The following is a 22,557-nucleotide window of genomic DNA, read 5'->3' on the forward strand; positions in this document are numbered from 1 at the left end:
TTCCGGTGTTGCCCAGTCGCCAGGATGGCGCGGTGAACCGACGATTATAGCGGCCGCCCCCGGCGCTGCCAAGTCGTTGCCGCTGAAGCGGCAGGGATTAGGGATTAGGGATTGGGGATTCGCTAGAAGCGGCACCAATGGTGGCGAGATGTCCCCTAGGGCGCTCAGATCGCCTGCCAGGGCTGGGTGCGCAGCGCGTCCTCGAGCAATGCCAGCAGATCCTCGGCCGGGCGCAGCGCGTGCCCGTCCACCGCCGCCACCGCCTGCTGCCCCCGGGCATTGCAGGTGAAGGCGGCCACGTCCGCCCCGAATTCATGGAGCGACAGCGGCCGCACCGCCTGCGCCACACCCAGCGCGGCCAGCCCGGCCTGCAGCAGCCGCTCCTGGGTGCCGCGCAGCGCCGGCGCCTGCGGCCAGTATAGGCACGCCCCATCCCAGATCCCCAGGTTCCAGGTCGGCCCCTCGGCGACCTGCCCCTGCGCGTCGACGAACAACGCATCGTCGCTGCCGGCCTGCAGCGCCAGGCGGCGCTGGTGGAATGCGCCGAAGGTGCCGACATGCTTGAACTGCGGCGCCTCGCGCGCGAACACGACGCTGCGCAGGCGCAGCGGCGCCAGATCGGCCTGCGCAGGCGCCGCCAGCGACACGAGCAGTTCCACCGCGCAGTCGGCATCGGCCCGGCGCAGCGAGAAACCCGGCGCGAACACGGTGACGCGCAGCGAGGCGTCGCCACTGCCGAACGTGACCAGCGCCGCACGCAGCGCGTCGCGCACGCGCGCAGCCGGCAAGTCGCTGCCGAACAGCGCCGCGTTGGCCTGCTGCAGCCGCTGCAGATGCAGATCGAACCCGCGCACGGCGCCGTCGCGGACCTGCATGGTGCTGAAATGCCCGTAGTTCACCAGCGCGACCGCGGCCAGCAGTTCTGCGCCCGCAGGCTGCCCGTGGTGGAAGACCTGCGCGCTCACGGCAGGTCCTGCGCCTGCGCCCACCAGCGTGCCAGCAGGTCCGCGGCAGGCGCGGCCGGCGCCATCCATGCCGACTGCCCCGCCCAGGCCTGCATCGTCGCCAGGTGGTCGTCGCGCTGCGCGGCCTGGCGCATCGGCGCGGTCAGCCCGCGCTGCACCGGGTACGGCCGCGGCGGCGGCGCCTCCGGCGCGGCGGCCGCGCGCACGTAGTCGGTGACCAGCGCCCGGCCGAGGCGGCCCGAGAAGGCGCGGGTCAGCGCGGTCTGCTCGGGTTCGGCCTGGGCCAGCGCGGCCGCCCAGGCCGGCGCCAGTGCTGCCTCGGGGCTGCGCAGCAAGGCGGTGCCGATCTGTACCGCACTCGCACCCAGGGCCAGCGCGGCGGCGATGCCGCGCCCGTCGCCGATGCCGCCTGCGGCGATCACCGGGATCTGCAGATGATCGACCAGCCGCGGCAGCAGGGCGAACAGCCCGGTCGCCTGCCGCTCGGCGCTGCCGGCCTCGAACGCACCGCGATGGCCGCCAGCCTCGGCGCCCTGCGCGATCACCGCATCGGCGCCGGCGGCCTGCGCGGCCAGCGCCTCGTCCAGGGTCGTGGCGCAGGCGAACCAGGCGATTCCGGCCTGCTGCAGGCGCTGCACCTGGTCCGGCCGGAACAGGCCCATGATCGACGAGGCCACCGCCGGCCGCGCCGCCAGCAGGGCCTCGAACTGGGCGTCGAAATCGGCCGGCGCCGCATCGCCGGCGGCCGCCTCGACCGGCGGCCCCCAGGCGCCGAGAAAAGCACGCACCTCGGCCTCGGCGGCGGCATCGCGCGCGGGCGGCGGATCCGGCACCCACAGATTGATCTGCGCCGGCCCGCCGCCAGCGGCGCGGAATGCATCCATCCACGTCACGATGTCCTGCGGCGCGGACAGCACCGCGCCCATCGCGCCCATGCCCCCGGCCGCGGCGACCGCGGCCGACAGCGGCACCGGGCAGGCACCGGCCATCGGGCTGAGCAGGATCGGCAGGCGCAGGCCGAAGCGCTGCCGGAAGGACTCCACACGTGCCAAGCGCTGCATCATGAGTTCTCCGCGAATCCGGGAACCGCCATGGTAGCCGCGCCGCATCCAGGCCACCGTGCAGCGGACAGGGCTGCACTCACGGGCAGCGGCAGCGGTCTTCGCAAGGCGCACCTTCTAACAACGCGAAAATCCAATCCCTTAGCTTGCGGTCAGCGCTTTAGCGACCATTCGCCGCAGCGCCACGCAGCATGCATCTGCAGCCGATCCAAGCGGAAAATCACTGGGCGACGAACGCAACCAGATTGTCGAGCGCCGCATTGTTACCGGCTTCGATTCCTTCGATCATCGCATCGCCGCAGAAGGATATCGCCTGAACCGTCATACGAATCCTTGCCCCATCGACTTGCTCTTCAAGCAATACCGTAATCAGAAGCGCTGCCAGGGGCTGGCCACCGGATTCCACGATTTCGCTCCATACGATCCGGGAGTCCGGCACGATGGAAACATAAGTGACGACGCCAGTGTATTGCGGATCGTCCTTGTCCCCGCATCGGAAAACATCCCGTCCGCCTTCACGAAAATCGGCCGCTTCGTATATGAATGCCGCGCTCTCGGACGGAGTGCTCCAGATCGCGCGCTGCGTGGCGTCGGAAAAAGCGCCGAAGACGCGCGCGCTACCAGCCCTACATGAGCGTTCGAAGACGAGCGTACGGTGCTTGATCTGCCGGTTCATACCCTTCCCATGCGATCGAACTGACACTGCAAAAAAGAACGGACGGCGACCGCACGATCAAGAAGGAAAACCGCGCGTGGCCAGATTCAGCGGAACGGCAACCCGCCGCGGCCTCCCATGCCGCCCATCATGCCCTTCATGCCGCGCATCAGGCCCTTCATGCCGCCGCCGGCCATCTTGCTCATCATCTTTTCCATCTGCTGATACTGCTTCATCAGCTTGTTGACGTCGGCCGGCTGGGTGCCGGAGCCGCGGGCGATGCGCGCGCGGCGCGAGCCGTTGAGCAGGCCCGGGTTGCGCCGCTCCTTCTTGGTCATCGAGCCGATGATGGCGATCATCCGCGGCACGTCCTTGTTGCCGGCGACCTGCTGCTTGAGGTGCTCGGGGATCTGGCCCATGCCCGGCAGCTTGTCCATCAGTCCGGACAGGCCGCCCATGTTCTGCATCTGCTCGAGCTGGTCGCGCATGTCGTTGAGGTCGAACTTCTTGCCCTTGGCGACCTTCTCGGCCAGCTTCTGCGCCTTGTCCTTGTCGACCTGGTGCTCGACCTGCTCGACCAGCGACAGCACGTCGCCCATGTCGAGGATGCGGCTGGCCAGGCGGTCGGGGTGGAACACATCCAGGCCGTCGGGCTTCTCGCCGACGCCGATGAACTTGATCGGCTTGCCGGTGATGTAGCGCACGCTCAGCGCCGCACCGCCGCGGGCGTCGCCGTCGGTCTTGGTCAGCACCACGCCGGTCAGCGGCAGCGCCTCGCTGAATGCCTTGGCGGTATTGGCCGCGTCCTGGCCGGTCATCGCGTCGACCACGAACAGCGTCTCGGCCGGGTTGATCGCCGCGTGCAGCGCCTTGATCTCCTCCATCATCGCCGCGTCGATGGCCAGGCGGCCGGCGGTATCCACCAGCAGCACGTCGACGAAGGACTTGCGCGCGTCGGCGATGGCGGCGCGGACGATGTCCACCGGCTTCTGCGAGGCCTCGGACGGGAAGAACAGCACCCCGACCTGCTCGGCCAGGGTCTTGAGCTGCTCGATCGCGGCCGGGCGGTAGACGTCGGCCGACACCACCATCACCTTCTTCTTGCGCTTTTCCTTCAGGTGCTTGGCCAGCTTGCCGACCGTGGTGGTCTTGCCCGCGCCCTGCAGGCCGGCCATCAGCACGATCGCCGGCGCCGGCACGTTGAGGTTGAGGTCGCTGGCGGCCGAGCCCATCACCGCGGTCAGCTCGTCGCGCACGACCTTGATCAGCGCCTGGCCAGGGGTCAGGCTCTTGAGCACTTCCTGGCCGACCGCGCGCACCTTGATGCGCTCGATCAGCGCCTGCACCACCGGCAGGGCGACGTCGGCCTCGAGCAGCGCGATGCGCACTTCGCGGGTGGCTTCGCGGATGTTCTCCTCGGTCAGGCGACCGCGGCCGCGCAGGCGCTGCATGGTGCCGGAGAGGCGTTGGGTGAGGGATTCGAACATGCGGGCAGGTCGCGGACGGGAAACGGCCGTCGATTATAGCCGGGCGCGCCGGCGATCCCCCGGCGCCGCCGTCACGGCCGCCGGCGCGATATGCGAAACTGACCCGATGCTCATCACCGTCCTCGCCACCCTGCTGTACCTGGCCGCCAGCGGCCTGCTGATCGCCGCGGTGGTGCGCGACCGGGTGGACCGCAGCCGGGCCTGGCTGTGGCCGGCGCTGCCGGCGGTGGCCCTGCATGCGGGCTATCACGTGCAGGTCGCCCTGCACACCGCCGGCGGCCCGGACATGCACTTCTTCGCCGCGCTGTCGCTGGTCAGCCTGGGCATGGCGCTGATGACCGCGCTGGTCGGCGCCAGTGGGCGCATGGCCGCGCTGGGCGTGGTGGTATTCCCGCTGTCGGCGGCGCTGCTGCTGGCCTACCACGGCTACGGCCACGAGCCGGCGCCGGTGCTGGACTGGCGGCTGCAGTTGCATGCCTGGCTGGCGCTGCTGGCCTACGCCACGCTGGGCATCGCCGCCCTTCTGGCGGTGATGCTGTGGCTGCAGGAGCGCGCACTGCGGCGCCGCGACTTCCATCCCTGGCTGCGTGCGCTGCCGCCGCTGACTGCGCTGGAGACGTTGCTGTTCCGCACCATCGTGGTCGGCTTCATCCTGCTGACCCTGACCCTGTTGACCGGCGTGCTGTTCGTGCAGGATTTCCTGGCGCAGCGGCTGGTGCACAAGACCGTGCTCAGCGTGCTGTCGTGGATCGTGTTCGGCGCGCTGCTGTTCGGCCGCTGGCGCTACGGCTGGCGCGGGGTCAAGGCGGTGCACTGGACCCTGGCGGCGATGGTGTTGCTGCTGCTGTCGTTCTTCGGCAGCAAGTTCGTGATCGAGCTGGTGCTGGGGCACGCGCAGTAGCCCGCAGTCCGCCCAGCCTGGCGCAGCGCATGTTTTGTAGGAGCGGCTTCAGCCGCGACCGGGCATTCCCAGGAACGCCTGGTCGCGGCTAAAGCCGCTCCTACGATGTCCCCCGCATCAACCGCCGCCCTGCCCCGCCAGCGCCGCCTCCACCGCCGTCCAGTCGGCGCCGCGGTCGACCTCGGCGAAGTGGTAGGCGATGCGGTGCCGATAGACCTGGCCCGGACGCAGGATGCTGTCGGGGAAACCAGGCTGGTTCGGGGCGTCCGGATAGCCCTGCGGCTCCAGGCAGATACCGCGGCCCAGCGCCGGATGCTGGCGGTCCAGGCCCTGGCCTTCATAGAGTTGCACGGCCGGCATCGGGCTGACGATGCGCATGGCCACGCCACTGTGCGGCGAATACAGCATGGCGGTGCAGTCGTGGCCGTCGGCCAGCACCAGGCAGTGGTCGTAGCCGGCACTGATCGACAGTTGCGGATCGGCGGCGATGTCCTTGTCGGCGATGGCGCGCGCGTGGCGGAAATCGAACGGCGTACCGGCCACCGTGGCGACCTCGCCGCGCGGCAGCAGCGCCGCGTCGCCGACTGGCAGATAACGATCGGCCGGCACGCGGAGCCATTGCGCCGCGGCCGGCACCGCGGCATCGCCGGCCAGGTTGAAATAAGGATGATGGGTGAGATTGAGCGGGGTCGGCGCATCGGTCTGGGCGACGAACTCCACGCTCAGGCAGCGGCCTTCGACGCGGTAGGTCGCCTCCACCGAGACGTTGCCCGGGTAGCCCTCCTCGCCGGCCGGCGAGTCGTAGCGCAACTGCAGCATGCGCTCGGTCTGCGCCAGCACCGTCCACACCCGGCGACCGAAGCCCAGCGCGCCGCCATGCAGATGATTGGCGCCCTCGTTGGCGGTGACCGCGTAATGCCGGCCATCGAGGGTGAAGGCCGAGCCGGCGATGCGGTTGCCGAAGCGCCCGACCAGCACGCCCAGGTAGGCCGGATCCTGCAGGTAGTCCTGCAGCGTCGGCAGCCCCAGCACCAGCTCGGTCTCGCCGTGCGCACCACGCAGGCGCAGGCTGCGCAACAGGCCGCCGTAGGTCAGCAGTTCGGCGCGCAGGCCGTCGCCGCTGTCCAGGACCATACACTGGATGGCGGTACCGTCGGGAAGATGACCGAAGAGCGAGGACATGCAGGAGCCTGGGCGGTGCGCGCATGCGCGGGGTCCGCAGCATAACCAGCGATGGCGCGACGCGGCCATCGCTGCACGGGCATCGGCGTTGCGCTGTGCGATACCGCGCACGTTCTGGGCGCGGACAAGATGGGATGCCGTACGCGCATTGCAATTCCGGTATAGCGGCGTTGCATTTGCGCATTGGTCCACCCTGCGCGTGTCTTCTATGCTCGGGCCAGGGGACAGACAGCGGTAACCGGGGGCAGCGCACCGAGGCGGCGCCGACGCGATCGCGTCGAGCTTGCCTCCCAGCAGGCGACATCCCCTTGGCGCCACGCCAACGCGACGCGCCGGCCGTCACTCACACGCAGCGCTGGCGACGGCGCCGCCCTACCCGACAAGGAGTTCCCGATGCGTTCGCCCCGTTTCCTGAAGCAGCGTGCAGTGTGTTGGCGGCGGTTGCCGCTGATCGCCGCGACGATCGGCCTGGCACTGACCGCCACGCTGGCGCAGGCCGCCGACGTCGAGGTGCGCGGCACCCTGCATGCCGACCGCCCTGGCGCCGCGGTGTCGCGCCACCTGTTCGGGCAGTTCGCCGAACACCTGGGCAACGGCATCTACGGCGGCGTCTGGGTCGGCCCGGACTCGAAGATCCCCAATACCCGCGGCTACCGCAACGACGTGGTCGCCGCACTGAAAGCGCTGGACGTGCCCGACATCCGCTGGCCCGGCGGCTGCTTCGCCGACGAGTACCACTGGCGCGACGGCGTCGGTCCGCGCAACCAGCGTCCGACCAGCGTCAACACCCACTGGGGCGGCGTGGAGGAACCCAACAGCTTCGGCACCCACGAGTTCATGGACTTCACCGAACTGCTCGGCACGCAGGCCTATGTGGCCGGCAATGTCGGCGATGCCGCACCGGACGAGATGGCGCAGTGGGTGGAGTACATGACCGCGCCCACGCGCTCGACCCTGGCCGAGCAGCGCCGCCGCAACGGCCGCCAGGACCCGTGGAAGGTGCCGTTCTTCGGCGTCGGCAACGAGCTGTGGGGCTGCGGCGGCAACATGCGCGCAGAGTACGCCGCCGACGTGTTCCGCCGTTACCAGACCTTCGTCAAGGCGCCGGCCGACCAGAAGATCATGAAGATCGCCCCCGGCCCCAGCGATGCCGACTACCACTGGACCGAGGTGATGATGCGCGAGGCCGCCAAGTTCATGGACGGCCTCAGCCTGCACTACTACACCATCCCCGGCGGCTGGCCGCCGCGCGCCTCGTCCACCACGTTCGACGAGGCGGCCTGGATCGAGACGCTGTCGCGCACACTGCTGATGGACGAACTGATCACCAAGCACAGCGCGATCATGGACAAGTACGACCCGGACAAGAAGGTCGCGCTGGTGGTCGACGAATGGGGCACCTGGTACAAGGGCCTGCCCGACGTGAACCCGGGATTCCTGCGCCAGCAGAACACCTTGCGCGACGCACTGGTGGCCTCGCTCAACCTGGACATCTTCGTCCAGCACGCCGACCGCGTGCGCATGGCCAACATCGCGCAGATGGTCAACGTGCTGCAGGCGATGATCCTCACCGACGGCGACAAGATGCTGCTCACGCCGACCTATCACGTGTTCATGCTGTACAAGCCCTACCAGGACGCGACCGCGCTGCCGCTGCAGATCAGCACGCCGGACTACCGGCATGCCGGCTATACGGTGCCGGCGGTGCACGGATCGGCGGTCCGGGCCAAGGACGGGCACGTGTATGTGGCGCTGACCAATCTGGACCCCAACCGCAGCGCCGACGTCGCGGTCCAGGTCGACGGCGTGCAGGCGCGCGGCGTGGGCGGGCAGATCCTGACCGCGCCGACCATCGACGCGCTCAACACCTTCGCGCAGCCGCAGGCGGTGCGCCCGGCCGCGTTCCAGGGCGCGCGCCTGCAGAGCGGCACGCTGCAGGTGACGTTGCCGGCCAAGGCGATCGTGATGCTGAAGCTGCAGTAGTCCCAGACCACCGCCGCGCTGCTAGCCCCTCTCCCGCCGGGAGAGGGGTTGGGGTGAGGGTCTGTGCGCGCAGCACATCCATTCATCCCCAATCGCCGGCCGCCGATCGATAGCGTATGCGCGGAGCAGACCCAACTGCCAGCGCATCCAAGGTCTCCCGCCCAGTGAGGGCGGCATGCGGCAATGCGCACGGCGCACCAGCCCTCTCGCAGCAGAAGGATTTGGATTCCTGGGCGACATGCCGCGCTGCGCGCCTAGCCCTCCGGGTCGGTCAGCAGCGCGAACAGCGACTGCCCGTCCGGCGCGATCAGGTCACTGACCGCCCAGCAGCCGTTGCCGCGACGCTGCAGTTCGATCTTGACCGAGCGCGCCCGCGCGGCGCGGCCGCCGAGCGCGAGCCGGTAGTCCATCCGCACCTCCACCACGGTGGCCTGCGACCCGCCCGAGACCAGGGTGAAGGTCGGCGCGCCCTGAATGTCGCCGTCCTGCGCGCTGGTCCACGGATCGAAGTCGAGGCGGCACACGCCCTCGCGCGCGGCGCAGCGCTGGTCGGCCTGCAGCGCGTGCGCGAAGGACGGCGTCAGCAAGCCGTCCAGGTTCTGCGGCTGCCAGTAGAAATCGCGCGCCTTGTACAGGCGCTCGGCCATCTGCAGCGGCGTCGCGCATGCCGGCGGCTGCGCCGCGGCGAGTGCCGGCGACAGGGCAAGCAGGGTCAGGAGGGCAAGACGGCGATGCATGGGCGGCTCCGGCGATCGGGGCCGGCTATGAAGCCCGGTTCGCGGCGTCGACGCAAGCGGTGCGCATCAGCATGGCGAACAAAATGTCGCGTGCCGTTGCCAGGATTGCGAGCGCCATCCACGCCCGCTTGGCGGCTGCATCACGGCGTTGCCTGCCGCAAAAAAAGAGGAGCCGGCGAACCGGCTCCTCGTCCTCCTGCCGCATTGCCAGATGGCAATCCGGCTCACGCGGCCTTGACCGGCGCATAGCCGTCGAAGGTCATGCTCGCCGATGCCCGACCCTGGGTCAGCGAGCGCAACGCGGTGGCGTAGGCCTGCAGTTGCGCCAGCGGCGCCTGCGCGACCACCTCGGCACGGGCGCCGCGCTCTTCGATCGCCACGACGCGTCCTTCGCGCCGCTGCAGATCGCCGAGCACGTCGCCGACGCTGTGCGCCGGCGTCTCGATCGCCAAGGCCATCACCGGCTCCAGCAGCAGCGTCCCGGCCTGTGCCAGCGCCGCCTTCACCGCTTCCGAGGCCGCGCGCTGGAACGCCAGGTCCGACGAATCCACCGCATGCGCCTGACCATCGACCAGCACCACCTCCACGCCGACCACCGGATGGCCGAGCGGGCCTTGCGCCAGCGCCGCCCGCGCACCCTTCTCGGTGGCGGCGACGAAGGCCTTCGGCACCACGCCGCCGCGGCTGCGGTCGACGAAGGTCACCGCACCGTCCGCACGCGGCAGCACATCCAGCACCACCTGCGCGAACTGGCCCTGGCCGCCGTTCTGCTTGGACAGCCGTGCCGCCACGCCCAGCGCGGCCGCACGCGGCGTTTCCTGGTAGGCCACGCGCGGCGCACCGGTGCGCACGTCCACGTGCCACTCGCTGCGCAGGCGCTCGACCATCACCTCCAGGTGCAGCTCGCCCATGCCCCAGATCACCGCTTCGCCAGTCTCCGGATCGCTGTCGACGCGGAACGAGGGATCCTCCTGCGCCAGCCGCGCCAGGCCCTGTCCCAGCCGCACCAGCTCGGCCGCGTTGGCCGCGCCGAGCCGCCACGCCAGCACCGGCGGTTGCGTGCGGATGCGCTCCAGCACCCACCGCGCCTGCACACCGCTGAGCGTCTCGCCGCTGACCGCGTCCTTCCAGCCGAGCACGGCGACGATCTCGCCGGCCTGGGCCTGGTCCACGTCGTGGGTCCGCTGCGCCTGCACCACCGCCAGCCGGCCGACCCGGCGCGGACGCCGCGCATGCGAGGTCCACACCGTGTCGCCGACGCGCAAGGTGCCCGAATACACGCGCACGAAGGCCAACGGCCCCTGCGCGGTATGCGCGAACTTGAACACCAGCGCCGCCAGCGGACCGGACGGATCCGGCGCCAGCAACGTGTCGTGTCCGTCCTCGGCGTCGGCGTCGGCGTCGGGGCGGGCGGCGACCGGCGGGCGGTCCAACGGCGACGGCAACCAGTCGACGATCGCGTCCAGCAACGGCTCGATGCCTTTGCGCTTGAACGCCGATCCGGCCAGCACCGGCACACCGGCGCCGGCCAGGGTGGCCCGGCGCAAGGCGGCGCGCAGCAGCTCGGCGTCGATCGCGCGTTCCTCGAGATAGGCCTGCGCCAGCGCCTCGTCGTGTTCGGCCACCGCGGCGATCAACTGCTCGCGCGCGTCCGCGAACGCGGCTGCCTCGGCGGCATGCCAGGCGCGCGTGTGCAATTGCCCCTCGTCGTCCCAGGTCAGCAGGCGGCCGCCGACCAGATCGCTCCAGCCGTCGAAACCGGAGTCGCCCGGCATCGGCACGCCGACCGCCCAGACCGTCGCGTCGAGCTTGCTGCGCAACTGCGCCAGTACGCCGTCGAACGAGGCGCCGGCACGGTCCATCTTGTTGACGAACGCGAGCATCGGCACGCCGTGGCGACGCGCTTGCCGCCACACGGTTTCCGACTGCGGCTGCACGCCGTCGACCGCGGAGAACACCGCGACCGCGCCGTCGAGCACGCGCAGCGAGCGTTCCACCTCGATCGCGAAATCGATGTGTCCGGGCGTGTCGATGAGGGTCAGGCGATGCGTCGGCTGCCCGGCCGGCGCCCACTGCACCTGCACGGCGGCCGCACCGATGCTGATGCCGCGCGCGCGCTCGATGTCCGAGAAGTCGGTGGTGGCGGCACCGTCGTGGACTTCGCCGAGACGATGGATCGCACCGGCGGCCCACAGCAGGCGTTCGGTGAGGGTGGTCTTGCCGGCGTCGATGTGGGCGATGATGCCGAGGTTGCGCCAGCGGGAAAGGGTATTCGTGTTCATGAGAGAGGTTCCGCATTGCCAACACTGGGGAAGCCGCATGCCCCGGTTGGCGAGGCGGGCATGCGGCTAGGTTTCGGGTTCGGCGGCGTAGTGCATGGCACGTTCTCCTTGGCGTGTCGGAACGGTGGAACAGCAAAAAACAGGCAATAAAAAAGCACCCATCGGGTGCTTGTCTGCGTCGGATCGGCGATGGCCGGCGTTAGCGCACGGCGTCGACCACTCCTTCAGGCAGGCGCACCCGGCCTGCGCTGACGCGCAGGGCGTTGGGCAATATCAGCAGCGGTGCGTGGGCCATGGCGGCGTGGGCGTTCGAGGAAATGTGGCCGCAAGTCTGGACCTGTGCGAGGACCCGGTCAATGCGGGCGGCGCGTTGCCGCTGGAACGGTGAACGCCGCTGTTTGCAACGCACCACCTACCGTGGCGTCACGCCAGGCCAATTGCGCACTGCGCAGCGTGACACGCTCCAGATTTCGCCGAAGACCCGCTCGAAGTTCAGGCCCAGCACCTTTTCGGCGACGCGGGCGCCGTAGCCCTGGCGCAGCAACGCGTCGGCGACGCGTTCGAGTTTGCGCGGAGTGTTGGCGTCGGGCAGGTAGGGCAGACGGTTCTCGCCCGGGGCGCCGATGCCATCGCGGCGCCGCTGCACCAGGTCCGCGGCGAAGGCGCGCCGGTCCTCGTCGGTGATCGGGAAAAACAGCGAGTCGGTGCCGATACCGACATGATCCTCGCCGCAGACGTCGAGAGCGTGCTGCAGGTGACGCATGTAGTCGGCCAGCTGCGGCTGGCGGCGATCCTCGGTCAGGAACGGCAGCATGTAGACGCCCATCACTCCGCCCTTGTCGGCCAGCGCGCGCAACTCGGCGTCCTGCTTGTTGCGCGGATGCGCGAACACCGCGGCGCATCCGGCATGGGTGATGACCGGCGGGCGCTGCGACAGGGCAATGCCATCGCGCGTGGTCTGCAGGTTGCAATGGCTGAGATCCAGCGCCACCCCGAGCCGGTTCATGCGCGCGATCGCGTCGCGGCCGAGCGCGGTGACGCCGCCCGCGTCGCCGTCCAGGCAGCCCACGCCGAACGGCGTGGTGCGGTTGTAGGTCAGTTGCATGACCCGCACCCCGAGCTGGCGGAACAGGTCGATGCGCGCGGGCTTGTCCTCCAGCATCGCCGCCGACTCGAAGGAGAAGATCAACGCGACGCGCCCCTCGCGCTTGGCGCGACGCAGGTCGGCTGGCTGCAGCACCTTGAGGAAGTGCTGCGGCTCGCGTTCGACCAGCGCCTGCGCGGCGGCGATGTCCTGCACGGCGGTCTCGAAGTCGCCCGCCGCACCGCCCAGCGTGGTCTTCAGCACCGATACGCCGGAGTCGCGCAGTTGCTGCAGCAGTTGCGGCGCATCCGCGCCAGCGAACACCTCCCCGATCGACGCCAAGGCATTGGCATCCAGCACCAATGCGCGCCGGTACAGCGCATCGGCGCCGCTCGCATCGGCAGTGGCGGCGCCCGCGATGGCGGCCCCGGGCCGCAGGCCGGCCACGGCGCCTGCGGCAGCGGCGCCCAGGCATTGCCGCCGCGTCCATCCCTTGCTCATCGCTTCGTTCCCCGGTGCGTCCTGCGGTGTCGGCGCGCGTGCGTGCCGTCATGCGCGATGCGGCGCGCGCGAGGCACCATACCGCAAACGCGCCCCGCTCCACCACGTGGCGCGGCGGCCGCATGGATTTCGCGGCGCCGGCCTCCTATCATCCGCCGACACTTCCAGGACGGCCGCCCATGACCACCCCGCAGATGTCGGTGTATTTCTTTCTGCAGGCAGCGGCGATCCTGCTGGCGTGCCGCCTGGTCGGCCTGCTGGCCAAGCGCCTGGGACAGCCGCAGGTGGTCGGCGAGATGATCGCCGGCGTCGCGCTGGGGCCGTCGCTGTTCGGCGCGCTGCTGCCGGACCTGCAGCAGGCGCTGTTTCCCAAGCCGACCCTGGACATGCTGTACGTGGCGGCGCAGTTCGGCGTGGGCCTGTACATGTTCCTGGTCGGTACCGATTTCCGTGGCGAGCACTTCCGCACGCGCTACCGCAGCGCGATGGGCGTGTCGCTGGCCGGCATCGCGGTGCCGTTCGTGCTGGCCTTCGTGCTGGCGCCGTGGCTGCTGCACGTGCCGGGGCTGTTCTCGGCCAAGGCCAAGCTGCTGGAGGCCTCGCTGTTCCTGGGCGCGGCCATCGCCATCACCGCGTTCCCGATGCTGGCGCGGATCATCCACGAGCGCGGCCTCACCGGCAGCCCGCTGGGCACGCTGGCGCTGACCGCCGGCGCGGTCGACGACGCCGCGGCCTGGTGCATCCTCGCGGTGGTGTTGGCCAGCTTCGGCGGCAGTTGGGGCAGCGCCTATCTGGCGATCGGCGGCGGCGTGGGCTACGCGCTGTTCATGATGCTGGTCGGCCGCCATTGGCTGCGCCGCCTGGCCGACCACGTGCGCCCCGACCAGCCACTGAGCGCAGGCGTGCTCGCGGTGGTGCTGATGCTGTTCTGCGTCAGCGCCTGGGCGATGGACGCCATTGGCATCCACGCGGTGTTCGGCGGTTTCCTGCTCGGTGCCTGCCTGCCCAAGGGCGCGCTGACCGAGAAGCTGCGCGAGCAGTTGCAGCCGTTCGTGGTGGTGTTCCTGCTGCCGATGTTCTTCACCTTCTCCGGGCTCAAGACCGAGCTGAGCGTGCTGCTGGACCCGCAGATCCTGCTGGCCGCCGGCGTGGTGCTGCTGGCCTCGTTCCTGGGCAAGGGCATCGCCTGCTGGGCCGCGGCGCGGATCAGCGGCGAGAACAACCACAATGCGATGGCGATCGGCGCACTGATGAACGCGCGCGGCCTGATGGAGCTGATCATCATCAACATCGGCCTGCAGGCCGGAGTGATCGAACAGGGCCTGTTCTCGATCCTGGTGCTGATGGCCATCACCTCCACGCTGATGGCCACCCCGCTGTTCAACTGGGTGATGCGCCGCGCAGCTGGCGACGCGGTGCCGGCGGTGGCCGGCGGGAGACCCTGAGGCGCACAGGCGCCGACGAAGGCATCGTCGCAACGCCGCATCCGGAGCAGACCAGGCTCACTGCAGCCGCCGGTCGCGGCGAGCAACTCATCAGGCCCTGCTCGCCACACACGGATCTCGGAAGAAACGCGCCGTCAGAGCGGTGTCAGCCGCCACAACCCGTAGGGATTGGCGAACAGGTCGCCCGGCTGGAACTGGCTGCTGGCCTCGGCCTGGATCCGGTAGCGCGGCGCATCCGCCGCGACCGAGAACGTATGGCCCTCACGCACGTCGGGCGCTTCGTTGAACAGATAGGAGGTGAAGGTGTGCAGCAGGCCGACCGGCTCGGTCGCCGCCTGCGCCGCGACGATCGCGTCCTTCATGCCGAACTGGTGCATGCCGCAGGAATGCACCTGCTCGCCGGTGATGTTCAGCACGTAGGCGCGATGGGCGCTGCCAAGCGCCAGGTCCGCGCACAGTTGGCGCCAGTCGGCCGGGCTGTGGGCGACGCCGCTGCTTTCGACCTTCACCCCCAGGCCGCCGGCGTCCAGCAACGCAGCGGCCGCACGCATCATCGTCTCGGCGCGTACCCGCGAGCCGCCGGCGCCGATCAGGTACACGACCGACGCATGGGTGCCGATGCGTGCCATGTCCGTGGAGCCACGCCAGTGCGGTCCGGCGGCGGCGAACGCGGCAGCCATGCGTGCATCGTGCGGCTCGTGCTGCAATTCGCACGCCGCACCGCTGTCGATGTGCATCAGCACGTGCCCGGCGAACAGGTAACCGCCACTGTCCTGAACGATGCGCGCCAGCAGGTCGGCGCGATCCGGCCATGACCCGGGAATGCAGAGAACGATCTTGGGAGGTTCGATCATCGGTCGCGGCTCCTTGCCGTCAGTGGGATCGCAAATGCGCGCACGTCACAGGCGGGCCGCCGCGACGACGCGCCGGCCGTGCACGATGCCACTCAGGTCAGCGCCGTCATCACACCCTTGCGGTAGGCCGGGCGCTGCTGCAGGCGTTGGTACCAGGCGTGCAGGTGCGGCAGCGCCGGGCGCTCGATCGGCATCTCGAACCAGGCATAGACGAAGCTGCCCAGCGGGATGTCGCCCATCGCGAAGTGCTCGCCCGACAGCCACGGCTGCTGCGCCAGCGCGGCATCGGCGGTGTGCAACAGCTCGGCCGATTGTTCCAGCGCGGCGGCGATCCTGGCGGCGTCGCGCTGTTCCGGCGCCGTGCGCAGCACGCCCCAGAACAGGTCGCGGAAGGCGCCGGCGAAGCGCGAGGTGGTCCAGTCCATCCACTTGTCGCCCTGCGCCCGCAACACCGGATCCTGCGGGTACAGCGTGCCCGGGGCGTAGCGCGCGGCCAGGTAGCGCACGATGGCGTTGGATTCCCACAACGCCAGGCCGTCGTCCTCGATCGCCGGCACCAGGCCGTTCGGATTGAGCGCGCGATAGGCCGGTGCGTCGTTGCCTCCGAACGCGCCACCAACCTCGATCGATTGGTACGCCACGCCGGCTTCCTCGGCGCACCACAGCACCTTGCGCACGTTACTCGAGTTGTGGCGACCCCAGATGGTCAGCATGTCGGCGCTCCGGTTGCGTTCGCTGGATTCTACGCCGCAGCGCCGTGCAAGCGCGCACCGCCCGCCGCCGTCGGGAAGGCGGCCACAGCAGGAAGCACTGCAGCAGACTGCCGATCAGGATGCGCGTCCACCACGCAACCACCCGCGACAGCGCGATCCGTCGCAGGCGGCGACACCTCATCCCGATTCGGATATCGCAGCGCCGATTTACGCGATTGTTCGATGGTGGCTGGCGGCCCTATCCTGCCGCCAAGACCCGGCGGGCGATGGTGTCGCCACGCGCCGGCCGCATCGTGCCATTGCCGACATCCCGCCCATGCTCGCATCTGTTCGTTTCCCCGTCCCGCGGCTGCTGGCCCTCTGCCTCGCCACCTGGGCCGGCACCGCGACCGCGGCCGATCGCCTCACCGTCGACCTGGCGCAGGACACCGGCCCGTTCCATGGCGGCGGCGCCGGCAGTCTCTACGGTCTGTACGACGCGCGCCTGCCGTCACCCAACCTGGTCGAGGGCATGGGCCTGCGCAGCGTGGCGACCAAGGCACAGGACGGGCTGCAACATCCCGGCGCCGATGCGCTCGAGGTGATTCGCTCGATCGCCACCGGCTCCGGCGGCGATACCTACATCTACATGACCGACATCCACCGCGGCTTCCCGTACGGTTGGACCCAGGGCGACTGCGCGCAGTCCGTAGCGCACTACCTGGACGAGATCGCGCGCCAGGTCGAGCAGGTCAAGGCGCTGCCCGCGCAATACCGCCGGCACGTGGTGTTCGTGCCGTTCAACGAGCCCGAAGGCAACATGTTCGCCAAGGCCGCCGCGCCGGGACAGGCGGGTCCGGACAGTTGCAACGGCGTGGATTGGCGCAGCGACCCGAGCGCCTATTTCGACGCCTGGGACCGCGCATGGCGACGCATCCGCGCCATCCTGCCGGACGCGCGCATCGCCGGCCCCAACACCAGCATTCTGTTCGACCAGGACAAGGGCTTCCTGCAGCATGCGCTGCGCGCGGGCACCCTGCCCGACGTGGTCACCTGGCACGAACTGAGCAATCCCGCGTCGTTGTCGCGCAGCGTGGCCCGCTTCCGCCGCTGGGAACAGGAACTCTTCGCCGGCACCGCGCTGGCCGGCCGGCACCTGCGGATCAACATCGACGAGTACGCGTTCAACTACCACACCTCGGTGCCGGGGCAGATCGTGCAGTGGGCGGCGGCGATCGAAGCGGCCAAGGTCGATGCCGACCTGGCGTACTGGAACATCGACGGCAACCTGAGCGACTCGGCGGTCCAGGCCAATCGCGGCAACGGCCAGTGGTGGCTACTGAACGCCTATGCGGCGATGCGTGGCATGCGCACCGTGGCGGTAACGCCACCGCATCCCGGGCAGGACGACAGCCTGCAGGCGGTGGCCGCCCTCGACCCGCGACAGACGCAGGCGCGCGTCCTGTTCGGCGGCAGTAGCGGGCCCGCCACGCTGGCGTTGACCCACATTCCGAGCGCCTCGTTCGGCAAGCAAGTGCGCGTGGTCGTGCGCGAAGTCCCCTGGACCGGACAGCTCGGCGACGCCGCCGCACCGCGCCTGCTCGCGGACGTGCAGGTGCCGGTGGTCGCCGACCGCATCGATCTGCAGTTCGGCCACGGCGCATTGCCGGCGCTGAACGCCGAATCGGCCTACAGCCTGGTGGTCATGCCGGGCATGCACGGCGGCCCTGCACAACCGCCGGCACTGCGCTGGCAGCAGCGGTACGAAGCAGAGGACGCCGCGCATCAGGGCAGCGGCTACGAACGGCACGGTCCGGAAGGCTCGCCGCAGGCGCTCGATCGTTTCTTCACCTCCGGCCGCTACGCCGTCGGCGGATTCGCCAGCGACCGCGATGTGCGCCTGGACTTCGCCGTCGCGGTGCCGCAGGACGGCCTCTACGATCTGCGCATCCTCGCCAACAGTTTCAACCAGGATCCGCTGGTCGCCGCACTGGGGCCGACCAATGTCTTCGTGCGCATCGACGGGGATCCGGCCAGCGAACGCGAGGTGATGCTACCGCTCGGCTACAAGCCGGTGGTGTGGGACCACGCCGACCTGCGCCTCCGCCTGAGCGCGGGCCGCCACGTGCTCGGCATCGCCAGCGCAAGCGCGGATGGGCGGCGGCACACACGCGGCAATGCGCTGATCGACCGCATCACCCTGTCGTTGCCCGATCCCGCCAGCGAGACGCAGGTCTACGAGGCCGAACTCGCCACGCTGGCGGGCGGCGCGCAGGCGCGCTACGACCGCGACGACGTCTCCGGCGCCGGCGCGGTGGCGCTGCCGGCCGGCGCCACCGCCACCTTCTGGGTGTATGCGGCGCAGGAAGGAGTGACGCCGCTGTCGATGGATCTGGCCACGCCCGGCGCGCTGTCGCTCGCCGTCAACGGCCGCCCGCTGCAGACGCCCACGCAAGCGGTGTTCCTGCTGGGCGGGATCAACAAGATCGTGGTCGGCGGAAGCGCCGAGCGCCCCGTGCTGGATCGCCTGCGGGTGGGGCCCGGCGCTATGCTCGGCCCGCACTACGAAGCCGAACAGGCGACCATCGTCGGTAGCGCGCATCGCACCCAGGCCACCCTCGCCAGCGGCGGCGCAGCGGTGACCGGCATCGGCGGCGAACCCGGCAACGGCAATACGCTCACCTTCGCCTCGGTCATGGTCGAGCGCGCCGGCCCGTACATGCTGACCCTGCGTTACGCCAACGACGAACAGTCGAAGGCAAGCCATTACAACCCGGATCCGCTGGCCCGCATCGGGCGCATCCGCGTCAACAGGGCGCCGCCGATACTGGCGACCTTTCCGCACAGCTTCCACCGCAACAACTGGTGGGAACTGAGCGTGCCGGTCGAACTGCACGCCGGGCGCAATCGCATCCAGCTTTCCGGCGAAGAGATGCCCGACGCCGACGGCGTCCACTACATCTCGCAGCGTGCTCCCGACATCCTGCTGCGCTCGCGGTACGCACCGGACATCGACTGGATCGCGGTCACGCCGCTGCAGGACGACGCGGTGCCGCCGGCACCCCGCTAGCGGGGACTGTCGCGAGAAACGGCAGCACGCGCGCGCTTGCGCGCTGGCGCCGCCCGGCGCCCCAGGTCAGGCAACGGCATCCGCTGCCGGCAGGCGCCGGGTCAGCAGCCGTTGCAACAGGCAGAACAGCAGCAGCAAACCACCGATCACGATGCGCGTCCACCACGAGCTGAGCGTGCCGTCGAACACGATCAAGGTCTGGATCGCGCCCAGGATCAGCACGCCGAACAAAGTGCCGATCACGTAGCCGCTGCCGCCGGCGAGCAGGGTGCCGCCGATCACCACCGCGGCGATGGCGTCCAGCTCCAGGCCCTGCGCATGCAGGCTGTAGCCGGACAACATGTAGAACGTGCACACCACCCCGGCCAGCGCCGAGCAGAAGCCGCTGAAGGCGTAGACGCGCACCTGCGTCGCCTCCACCGGCAGGCCCATCAGCCGCGCCGAGGCCTCGCTGCCGCCGAGCGCGTACACGCAGCGGCCGAAGCGGGTGCACTGGGTCAGCCACATGCCCAGCGCCACCATGGCCAGCGCGATCAGCGCGCCGACCGACAGCGACGCGCCGCCGCCCAGCGGCAGCCGCGCCTGCGCGATCGCGGTGTACAGCGGGTCGGTGATCGAAATCGAGTCGACGCTGATCAGGGTGCTGGCGCCGCGCGCCAGGAACATGCCGGCCAGGGTGACCACGAACGGCTGCAGGCGGTAGCGCTGGATCAGCAGGCCCATGGTGGCGCCGAAGACGCTGCCGAGCAGCAACACCAGCGGGATCGCCGCCAGCGGCGACCAGCCATGGCGTTCGACCAGCGACGCCGACAGCACCGTACTGAAGGCCAGCACCGCACCGACCGACAGGTCGATGCCGCCGCTGAGGATCACCAGGCTCATGCCCACCGCGGCGATGCACAGGAAGGCGTTGTCGATCAGCAGATTGGCCAGCACCTGCGGCGCCAGGAAGCCGTCGTAGAGCACGCCGCCGGCCGCGAGCATGGCCACGAACAGCGCCACGGTGATCGCCAGCGGCAGGCGCGCGCCCTGCAGCGTGCCCGCCGCCTTGCGCAGGCCGGACACGGTCGCGCGCGGCGCCGCCGCGCTCATGGCCGCACCTGCGGCGGCGAACGCCTGATCCAACTGCGCAGGTTGGCGCGGAACACCGGCGATTGCAGCAGCATCACCGCGAACACCAGCAGCGCCTTGATCAGCATGGTGACCTGCGCCGGCACGCCGAAGGCATAGATGGTCGCGGTCAGGGTCTGGATGATCAGCGCACCGATCACGCTGCCGGCCAGGCTGAAGCGGCCGCCATCGAGCAGCGTGCCGCCGAGGGTGACCGCCAGGATCGCGTCCAGCTCCATCAGCTGCCCGGCGTTGTTGGCGTCGGCGCTCTTGACGTTGGAACTGATCAGCAGCCCGGCGAGGCCGGCGCTGAACGCGCAGAACACATACAGCAGCACCGCGATCGACCGCGCACGCACGCCCGCCACCCGCGCCGCCCGCGGGTTGTGGCCGATGGCGCGCACGAACAGCCCCAACGCGGTGCGCCCCAGCAGCAGCTGCAACACCACGAACACCGCGGCGACCACGAACAAGGCGAACGGCAGGCCGAGCAGGAAGCCGTTGCCGAGATAGAAGTACGGCGGGTAGTAGATGGTCAGGATCTGTCCGTCGCCGAGCAGTTGCGCGATGCCGCGCCCGGCCACCATCAGGATCAGCGTGGCGATGATCGGCTGCATGCCGACCTTGACCACCAGCAGCCCGTTCCACAGCCCGCACAGCGCCGCCACCAGCAGCGGCGCCAGCAGCACCGCCCACAGCGGGAAGCGGCTGTGTTCGCCGCCACCGATCATCCAGGCCGCCACCGTCGCGGCGATCGCCACCACCGCGCCCACCGAGATGTCCAGGCCGCGCACCGCGATCACCAGGGTCATGCCCATCGCCACCAGCGCCAGCGGCGCGGCGCGGTTGCCGATGTCGACCAGGCTGCCGTACAGATGGCCATCGCGCCATTGCAGGCTCAGGAAGCCGGGATCGAACACGCCGTTGCCGAGCAGCAGCACGGCCAGCGTCGCCAGCGGCCAGAACAGCGGGTGCGCGCGCAGCCGCGTAGGCCAGCGCGCGGCAGTCGTATCGGGCGTGGCGGCGGCGCTCATGCCGCGCTCCCGGCGATCAGGTCGAAGATCGCACGCTCGCCGCAGCCGCCGGGCAGTTCGCCGACCAGACGGCGTTCGCGCAGCACCGCGATGCGGTCGGCGATGCGCGCGAGTTCGGCGACCTCGGCGGAAATGAACAGCACCGCCATGCCCTCGCGGGCCAAGGCCAGGATCCGGGTCATGATGTCCTGCTTGGCGGCGATGTCGATGCCGCGGGTGGGTTCGTCGAGGATCAGCAGCCGCGGCCGCGTCGCCAGCCAGCGCGCCAGCACCACCTTCTGCTGGTTGCCGCCGGACAACAGCCCCACCGGCGTGTCCAGGCTGGCGGTCTTGATGCCCAGCACGTCCACATAGCCCTGCGCGATGCGCACCTGCTCGGCCGGCGCCAGGAACCGGCGCAGGCCCATGCGCGCCTGCAAGGCCAGCACGATGTTCTCGCGCACCGACAGCTCGGCGACGATGCCCTCGGTCTTGCGCTCTTCCGGGCACAGTGCCAGGCCGTGGGCGATCGCGTCGGGCGGGCCGCGCAGGGCCACGTCGCGGCCGTCGATCGACACGCGGCCGCGATCGGCGCGGTCCAGCCCGAACAGCAGCCGCGCCAGTTCGGTGCGGCCAGCGCCGAGCAGGCCGGCCAGGCCCAGCACCTCGCCGCGGCGCAGTTGCAGATCGGTCGGGTGCAGCTGGCCGCGCCGGCCCAGGCCCTGCGCCTGCAGCAGCGGCGCCGCGTCCTCGGGCGCGGCGGCGCGCACCGCGGCGGCTGCGGCGCTGGCCGGGTCGAGCGCGCGCCCGACCATCGCCGCCACAAGTTGCGGTGCGGGCAGCGCGTCGGGCGTGTCCTCGCCGACCAGGCGGCCGTTGCGCAGCACGCTGATGCGGTCGGCCACCGCATACACCTGGTCCAGGAAATGGGTGACGAACAGGATCGCCATGCCGGCCTCGCGCAGCGCGCGCATCACCCGGAACAGCTCGGCCACCTCGCCCTCGTCGAGACTGGAAGTCGGTTCGTCGAGGATCAGCACCCGCGCAGAGACGCTAACCGCACGCGCGATCGCCACCATCTGCTGCACCGCCACCGGATAGGTGCCCAGCGCGCGACGCACGTCGATGGCGATGCCCAGGCGCTGCAGTGCGGCCTCGGCGTCGCGCTCGACCCGGCGCCAGTCGATGCGCCGCGGCCAGCCGCGCAGCGGATAGCGGCCGGCGAACAGGTTCTCGGCCACCGACAGGTTCGGGCACAGGTTCACTTCCTGGTACACGGTGCTGATGCCGAGCCGTTGCGCCTGCTGCGGCGACGCCGGCGCGACGACAGCGCCGTCCAGCACAATGCGCCCGGCGTCGGCGGCCGTCACCCCTGTCAGCAACTTGATCAGGGTCGACTTGCCGGCGCCGTTCTGGCCCATCAGCGCGTGGATCTCGCCGCCGCGCAGGCGCAGCGCCACGTCCTCCAGCGCGGCCACGCCGGCGTAGGCCTTGCTCAGTCCCTGCGCCTCCAGCACCAGCGGATGCATGCGCGC

The 22,557-nt window shown here is 70.3% G+C and carries 17 protein-coding genes; 4 read left to right on the top strand and 13 right to left on the bottom strand.

Annotated features, from left to right (window positions below; all coding sequences use genetic code 11):
• Positions 1–164 precede the first annotated feature (164 nt).
• From GGR64_RS03285 to ffh, 4 genes are all read right to left on the bottom strand, one after another.
• Positions 165–965 carry an aminotransferase class IV family protein gene (locus GGR64_RS03285; RefSeq protein ID WP_184643916.1) on the bottom strand — a complete coding sequence of 267 codons (801 nt, stop codon included), beginning with the start codon at positions 963–965 and terminating at the stop codon, positions 165–167.
• Positions 962–2,026 (bottom strand): nitronate monooxygenase, encoded by a 1,065-nt coding sequence (locus GGR64_RS03290; RefSeq protein WP_184644287.1) that lies wholly within the window; start codon positions 2,024–2,026, stop codon positions 962–964. The genes GGR64_RS03285 and GGR64_RS03290 overlap by 4 nt, the downstream gene beginning before the upstream one ends.
• Before the next feature lie 220 nt (positions 2,027–2,246).
• Positions 2,247–2,702, bottom strand: a complete 456-nt coding sequence (locus GGR64_RS03295) for an SRPBCC domain-containing protein (protein ID WP_184643918.1) — start codon at positions 2,700–2,702, stop codon at positions 2,247–2,249.
• An 86-nt stretch (positions 2,703–2,788) separates the two neighbouring features.
• Positions 2,789–4,168: a signal recognition particle protein gene (ffh, locus tag GGR64_RS03300; RefSeq protein WP_184449060.1), complete on the bottom strand. Its 1,380-nt coding sequence runs from the start codon at positions 4,166–4,168 to the stop codon at positions 2,789–2,791.
• A gap of 106 nt (positions 4,169–4,274) precedes the next feature.
• On the opposite strand from ffh, the gene ccsA reads away from it, so the two are divergent.
• On the top strand, positions 4,275–5,069 hold the full coding sequence (gene ccsA, locus GGR64_RS03305) for a cytochrome c biogenesis protein CcsA (protein WP_160962916.1): 795 nt from the start codon (positions 4,275–4,277) through the stop codon (positions 5,067–5,069).
• 117 nt (positions 5,070–5,186) lie between these two features.
• On the opposite strand, the gene GGR64_RS03310 is transcribed toward ccsA, so the two are convergent.
• Complete coding sequence (locus GGR64_RS03310; protein WP_184643920.1) at positions 5,187–6,251, bottom strand: aldose epimerase family protein; 1,065 nt, start codon at positions 6,249–6,251, stop codon at positions 5,187–5,189.
• A 393-nt stretch (positions 6,252–6,644) separates the two neighbouring features.
• Here GGR64_RS03310 and GGR64_RS03315 point away from each other — a divergent pair, with 393 nt between their 5' ends.
• A complete protein-coding gene (locus GGR64_RS03315) occupies positions 6,645–8,234 on the top strand; it encodes an alpha-L-arabinofuranosidase C-terminal domain-containing protein (protein ID WP_260302693.1) in 1,590 nt (529 codons plus the stop codon).
• A 254-nt stretch (positions 8,235–8,488) separates the two neighbouring features.
• Here GGR64_RS03315 and GGR64_RS03320 read toward each other — a convergent pair whose 3' ends face one another.
• The 3 genes from GGR64_RS03320 to GGR64_RS03330 form a co-directional block, all read right to left on the bottom strand.
• Positions 8,489–8,971 (bottom strand): hypothetical protein, encoded by a 483-nt coding sequence (locus tag GGR64_RS03320; protein ID WP_160964409.1) that lies wholly within the window; start codon positions 8,969–8,971, stop codon positions 8,489–8,491.
• A 224-nt stretch (positions 8,972–9,195) separates the two neighbouring features.
• The gene (fusA, locus tag GGR64_RS03325) at positions 9,196–11,253 is read right to left on the bottom strand and encodes an elongation factor G (RefSeq protein WP_184643922.1); all 2,058 of its coding nucleotides are present in this window, start codon (positions 11,251–11,253) and stop codon (positions 9,196–9,198) included.
• Between the two features lie 412 nt (positions 11,254–11,665).
• Positions 11,666–12,838, bottom strand: coding sequence for a dipeptidase (locus GGR64_RS03330; protein ID WP_260302694.1), 1,173 nt, complete (start codon positions 12,836–12,838; stop codon positions 11,666–11,668).
• A 179-nt stretch (positions 12,839–13,017) separates the two neighbouring features.
• Between GGR64_RS03330 and GGR64_RS03335 the strand changes: the two genes are divergently transcribed.
• Complete coding sequence (locus GGR64_RS03335; RefSeq protein ID WP_184643924.1) at positions 13,018–14,283, top strand: cation:proton antiporter; 1,266 nt, start codon at positions 13,018–13,020, stop codon at positions 14,281–14,283.
• A 134-nt stretch (positions 14,284–14,417) separates the two neighbouring features.
• Here the strand turns inward: GGR64_RS03335 and GGR64_RS03340 are convergent, their stop codons facing one another.
• Positions 14,418–15,137 (bottom strand): hypothetical protein, encoded by a 720-nt coding sequence (locus GGR64_RS03340; RefSeq protein ID WP_184643926.1) that lies wholly within the window; start codon positions 15,135–15,137, stop codon positions 14,418–14,420.
• 92 nt (positions 15,138–15,229) lie between these two features.
• Positions 15,230–15,850, bottom strand: a complete 621-nt coding sequence (locus tag GGR64_RS03345; RefSeq protein ID WP_184643928.1) for a glutathione S-transferase — start codon at positions 15,848–15,850, stop codon at positions 15,230–15,232.
• A gap of 316 nt (positions 15,851–16,166) precedes the next feature.
• Between GGR64_RS03345 and GGR64_RS03350 the strand changes: the two genes are divergently transcribed.
• Complete coding sequence (locus GGR64_RS03350; RefSeq protein ID WP_184643929.1) at positions 16,167–18,899, top strand: cellulosome protein; 2,733 nt, start codon at positions 16,167–16,169, stop codon at positions 18,897–18,899.
• Between the two features lie 66 nt (positions 18,900–18,965).
• On the opposite strand, the gene yjfF is transcribed toward GGR64_RS03350, so the two are convergent.
• The 3 genes from yjfF to GGR64_RS03365 are packed head-to-tail and all read right to left on the bottom strand — an operon-like array spanning position 18,966 to position 22,551.
• Positions 18,966–19,991 carry a galactofuranose ABC transporter, permease protein YjfF gene (gene yjfF, locus GGR64_RS03355; protein WP_184643931.1) on the bottom strand — a complete coding sequence of 342 codons (1,026 nt, stop codon included), beginning with the start codon at positions 19,989–19,991 and terminating at the stop codon, positions 18,966–18,968.
• Entirely contained in the window at positions 19,988–21,043 is a 1,056-nt protein-coding gene (locus GGR64_RS03360; protein ID WP_184643933.1) for an ABC transporter permease, read from the bottom strand. The genes yjfF and GGR64_RS03360 overlap by 4 nt, the downstream gene beginning before the upstream one ends.
• On the bottom strand, positions 21,040–22,551 hold the full coding sequence (locus GGR64_RS03365) for a sugar ABC transporter ATP-binding protein (RefSeq protein WP_184643935.1): 1,512 nt from the start codon (positions 22,549–22,551) through the stop codon (positions 21,040–21,042). The genes GGR64_RS03360 and GGR64_RS03365 overlap by 4 nt, the downstream gene beginning before the upstream one ends.
• Between the last annotated feature and the right edge of the window lie 6 nt (positions 22,552–22,557).

This window comes from Xanthomonas sp. 3307, assembly GCF_014199735.1.
GTDB lineage: Bacteria > Pseudomonadota > Gammaproteobacteria > Xanthomonadales > Xanthomonadaceae > Xanthomonas_A > Xanthomonas_A rydalmerensis.

What these genes read in the sequence shown, in the direction of transcription:
- GGR64_RS03290 (WP_184644287.1), bottom strand. Translation starts at nt 2,026, where the DNA reads ATGCAGCGCTTGGCACGTGTGGAGTCCTTCCGGCAGCGCTTCGGCCTG.
- GGR64_RS03295 (WP_184643918.1), bottom strand. Translation starts at nt 2,702, where the DNA reads ATGAACCGGCAGATCAAGCACCGTACGCTCGTCTTCGAACGCTCATGT.
- ffh (WP_184449060.1), bottom strand. Translation starts at nt 4,168, where the DNA reads ATGTTCGAATCCCTCACCCAACGCCTCTCCGGCACCATGCAGCGCCTG.
- ccsA (WP_160962916.1), top strand. Translation starts at nt 4,275, where the DNA reads ATGCTCATCACCGTCCTCGCCACCCTGCTGTACCTGGCCGCCAGCGGC.
- GGR64_RS03310 (WP_184643920.1), bottom strand. Translation starts at nt 6,251, where the DNA reads ATGTCCTCGCTCTTCGGTCATCTTCCCGACGGTACCGCCATCCAGTGT.
- GGR64_RS03315 (WP_260302693.1), top strand. Translation starts at nt 6,645, where the DNA reads ATGCGTTCGCCCCGTTTCCTGAAGCAGCGTGCAGTGTGTTGGCGGCGG.
- GGR64_RS03320 (WP_160964409.1), bottom strand. Translation starts at nt 8,971, where the DNA reads ATGCATCGCCGTCTTGCCCTCCTGACCCTGCTTGCCCTGTCGCCGGCA.
- fusA (WP_184643922.1), bottom strand. Translation starts at nt 11,253, where the DNA reads ATGAACACGAATACCCTTTCCCGCTGGCGCAACCTCGGCATCATCGCC.
- GGR64_RS03330 (WP_260302694.1), bottom strand. Translation starts at nt 12,838, where the DNA reads ATGAGCAAGGGATGGACGCGGCGGCAATGCCTGGGCGCCGCTGCCGCA.
- GGR64_RS03335 (WP_184643924.1), top strand. Translation starts at nt 13,018, where the DNA reads ATGACCACCCCGCAGATGTCGGTGTATTTCTTTCTGCAGGCAGCGGCG.
- GGR64_RS03340 (WP_184643926.1), bottom strand. Translation starts at nt 15,137, where the DNA reads ATGATCGAACCTCCCAAGATCGTTCTCTGCATTCCCGGGTCATGGCCG.
- GGR64_RS03345 (WP_184643928.1), bottom strand. Translation starts at nt 15,850, where the DNA reads ATGCTGACCATCTGGGGTCGCCACAACTCGAGTAACGTGCGCAAGGTG.
- GGR64_RS03350 (WP_184643929.1), top strand. Translation starts at nt 16,167, where the DNA reads ATGCTCGCATCTGTTCGTTTCCCCGTCCCGCGGCTGCTGGCCCTCTGC.
- yjfF (WP_184643931.1), bottom strand. Translation starts at nt 19,991, where the DNA reads ATGAGCGCGGCGGCGCCGCGCGCGACCGTGTCCGGCCTGCGCAAGGCG.
- GGR64_RS03360 (WP_184643933.1), bottom strand. Translation starts at nt 21,043, where the DNA reads ATGAGCGCCGCCGCCACGCCCGATACGACTGCCGCGCGCTGGCCTACG.
- GGR64_RS03365 (WP_184643935.1), bottom strand. Translation starts at nt 22,551, where the DNA reads ATGCATCCGCTGGTGCTGGAGGCGCAGGGACTGAGCAAGGCCTACGCC.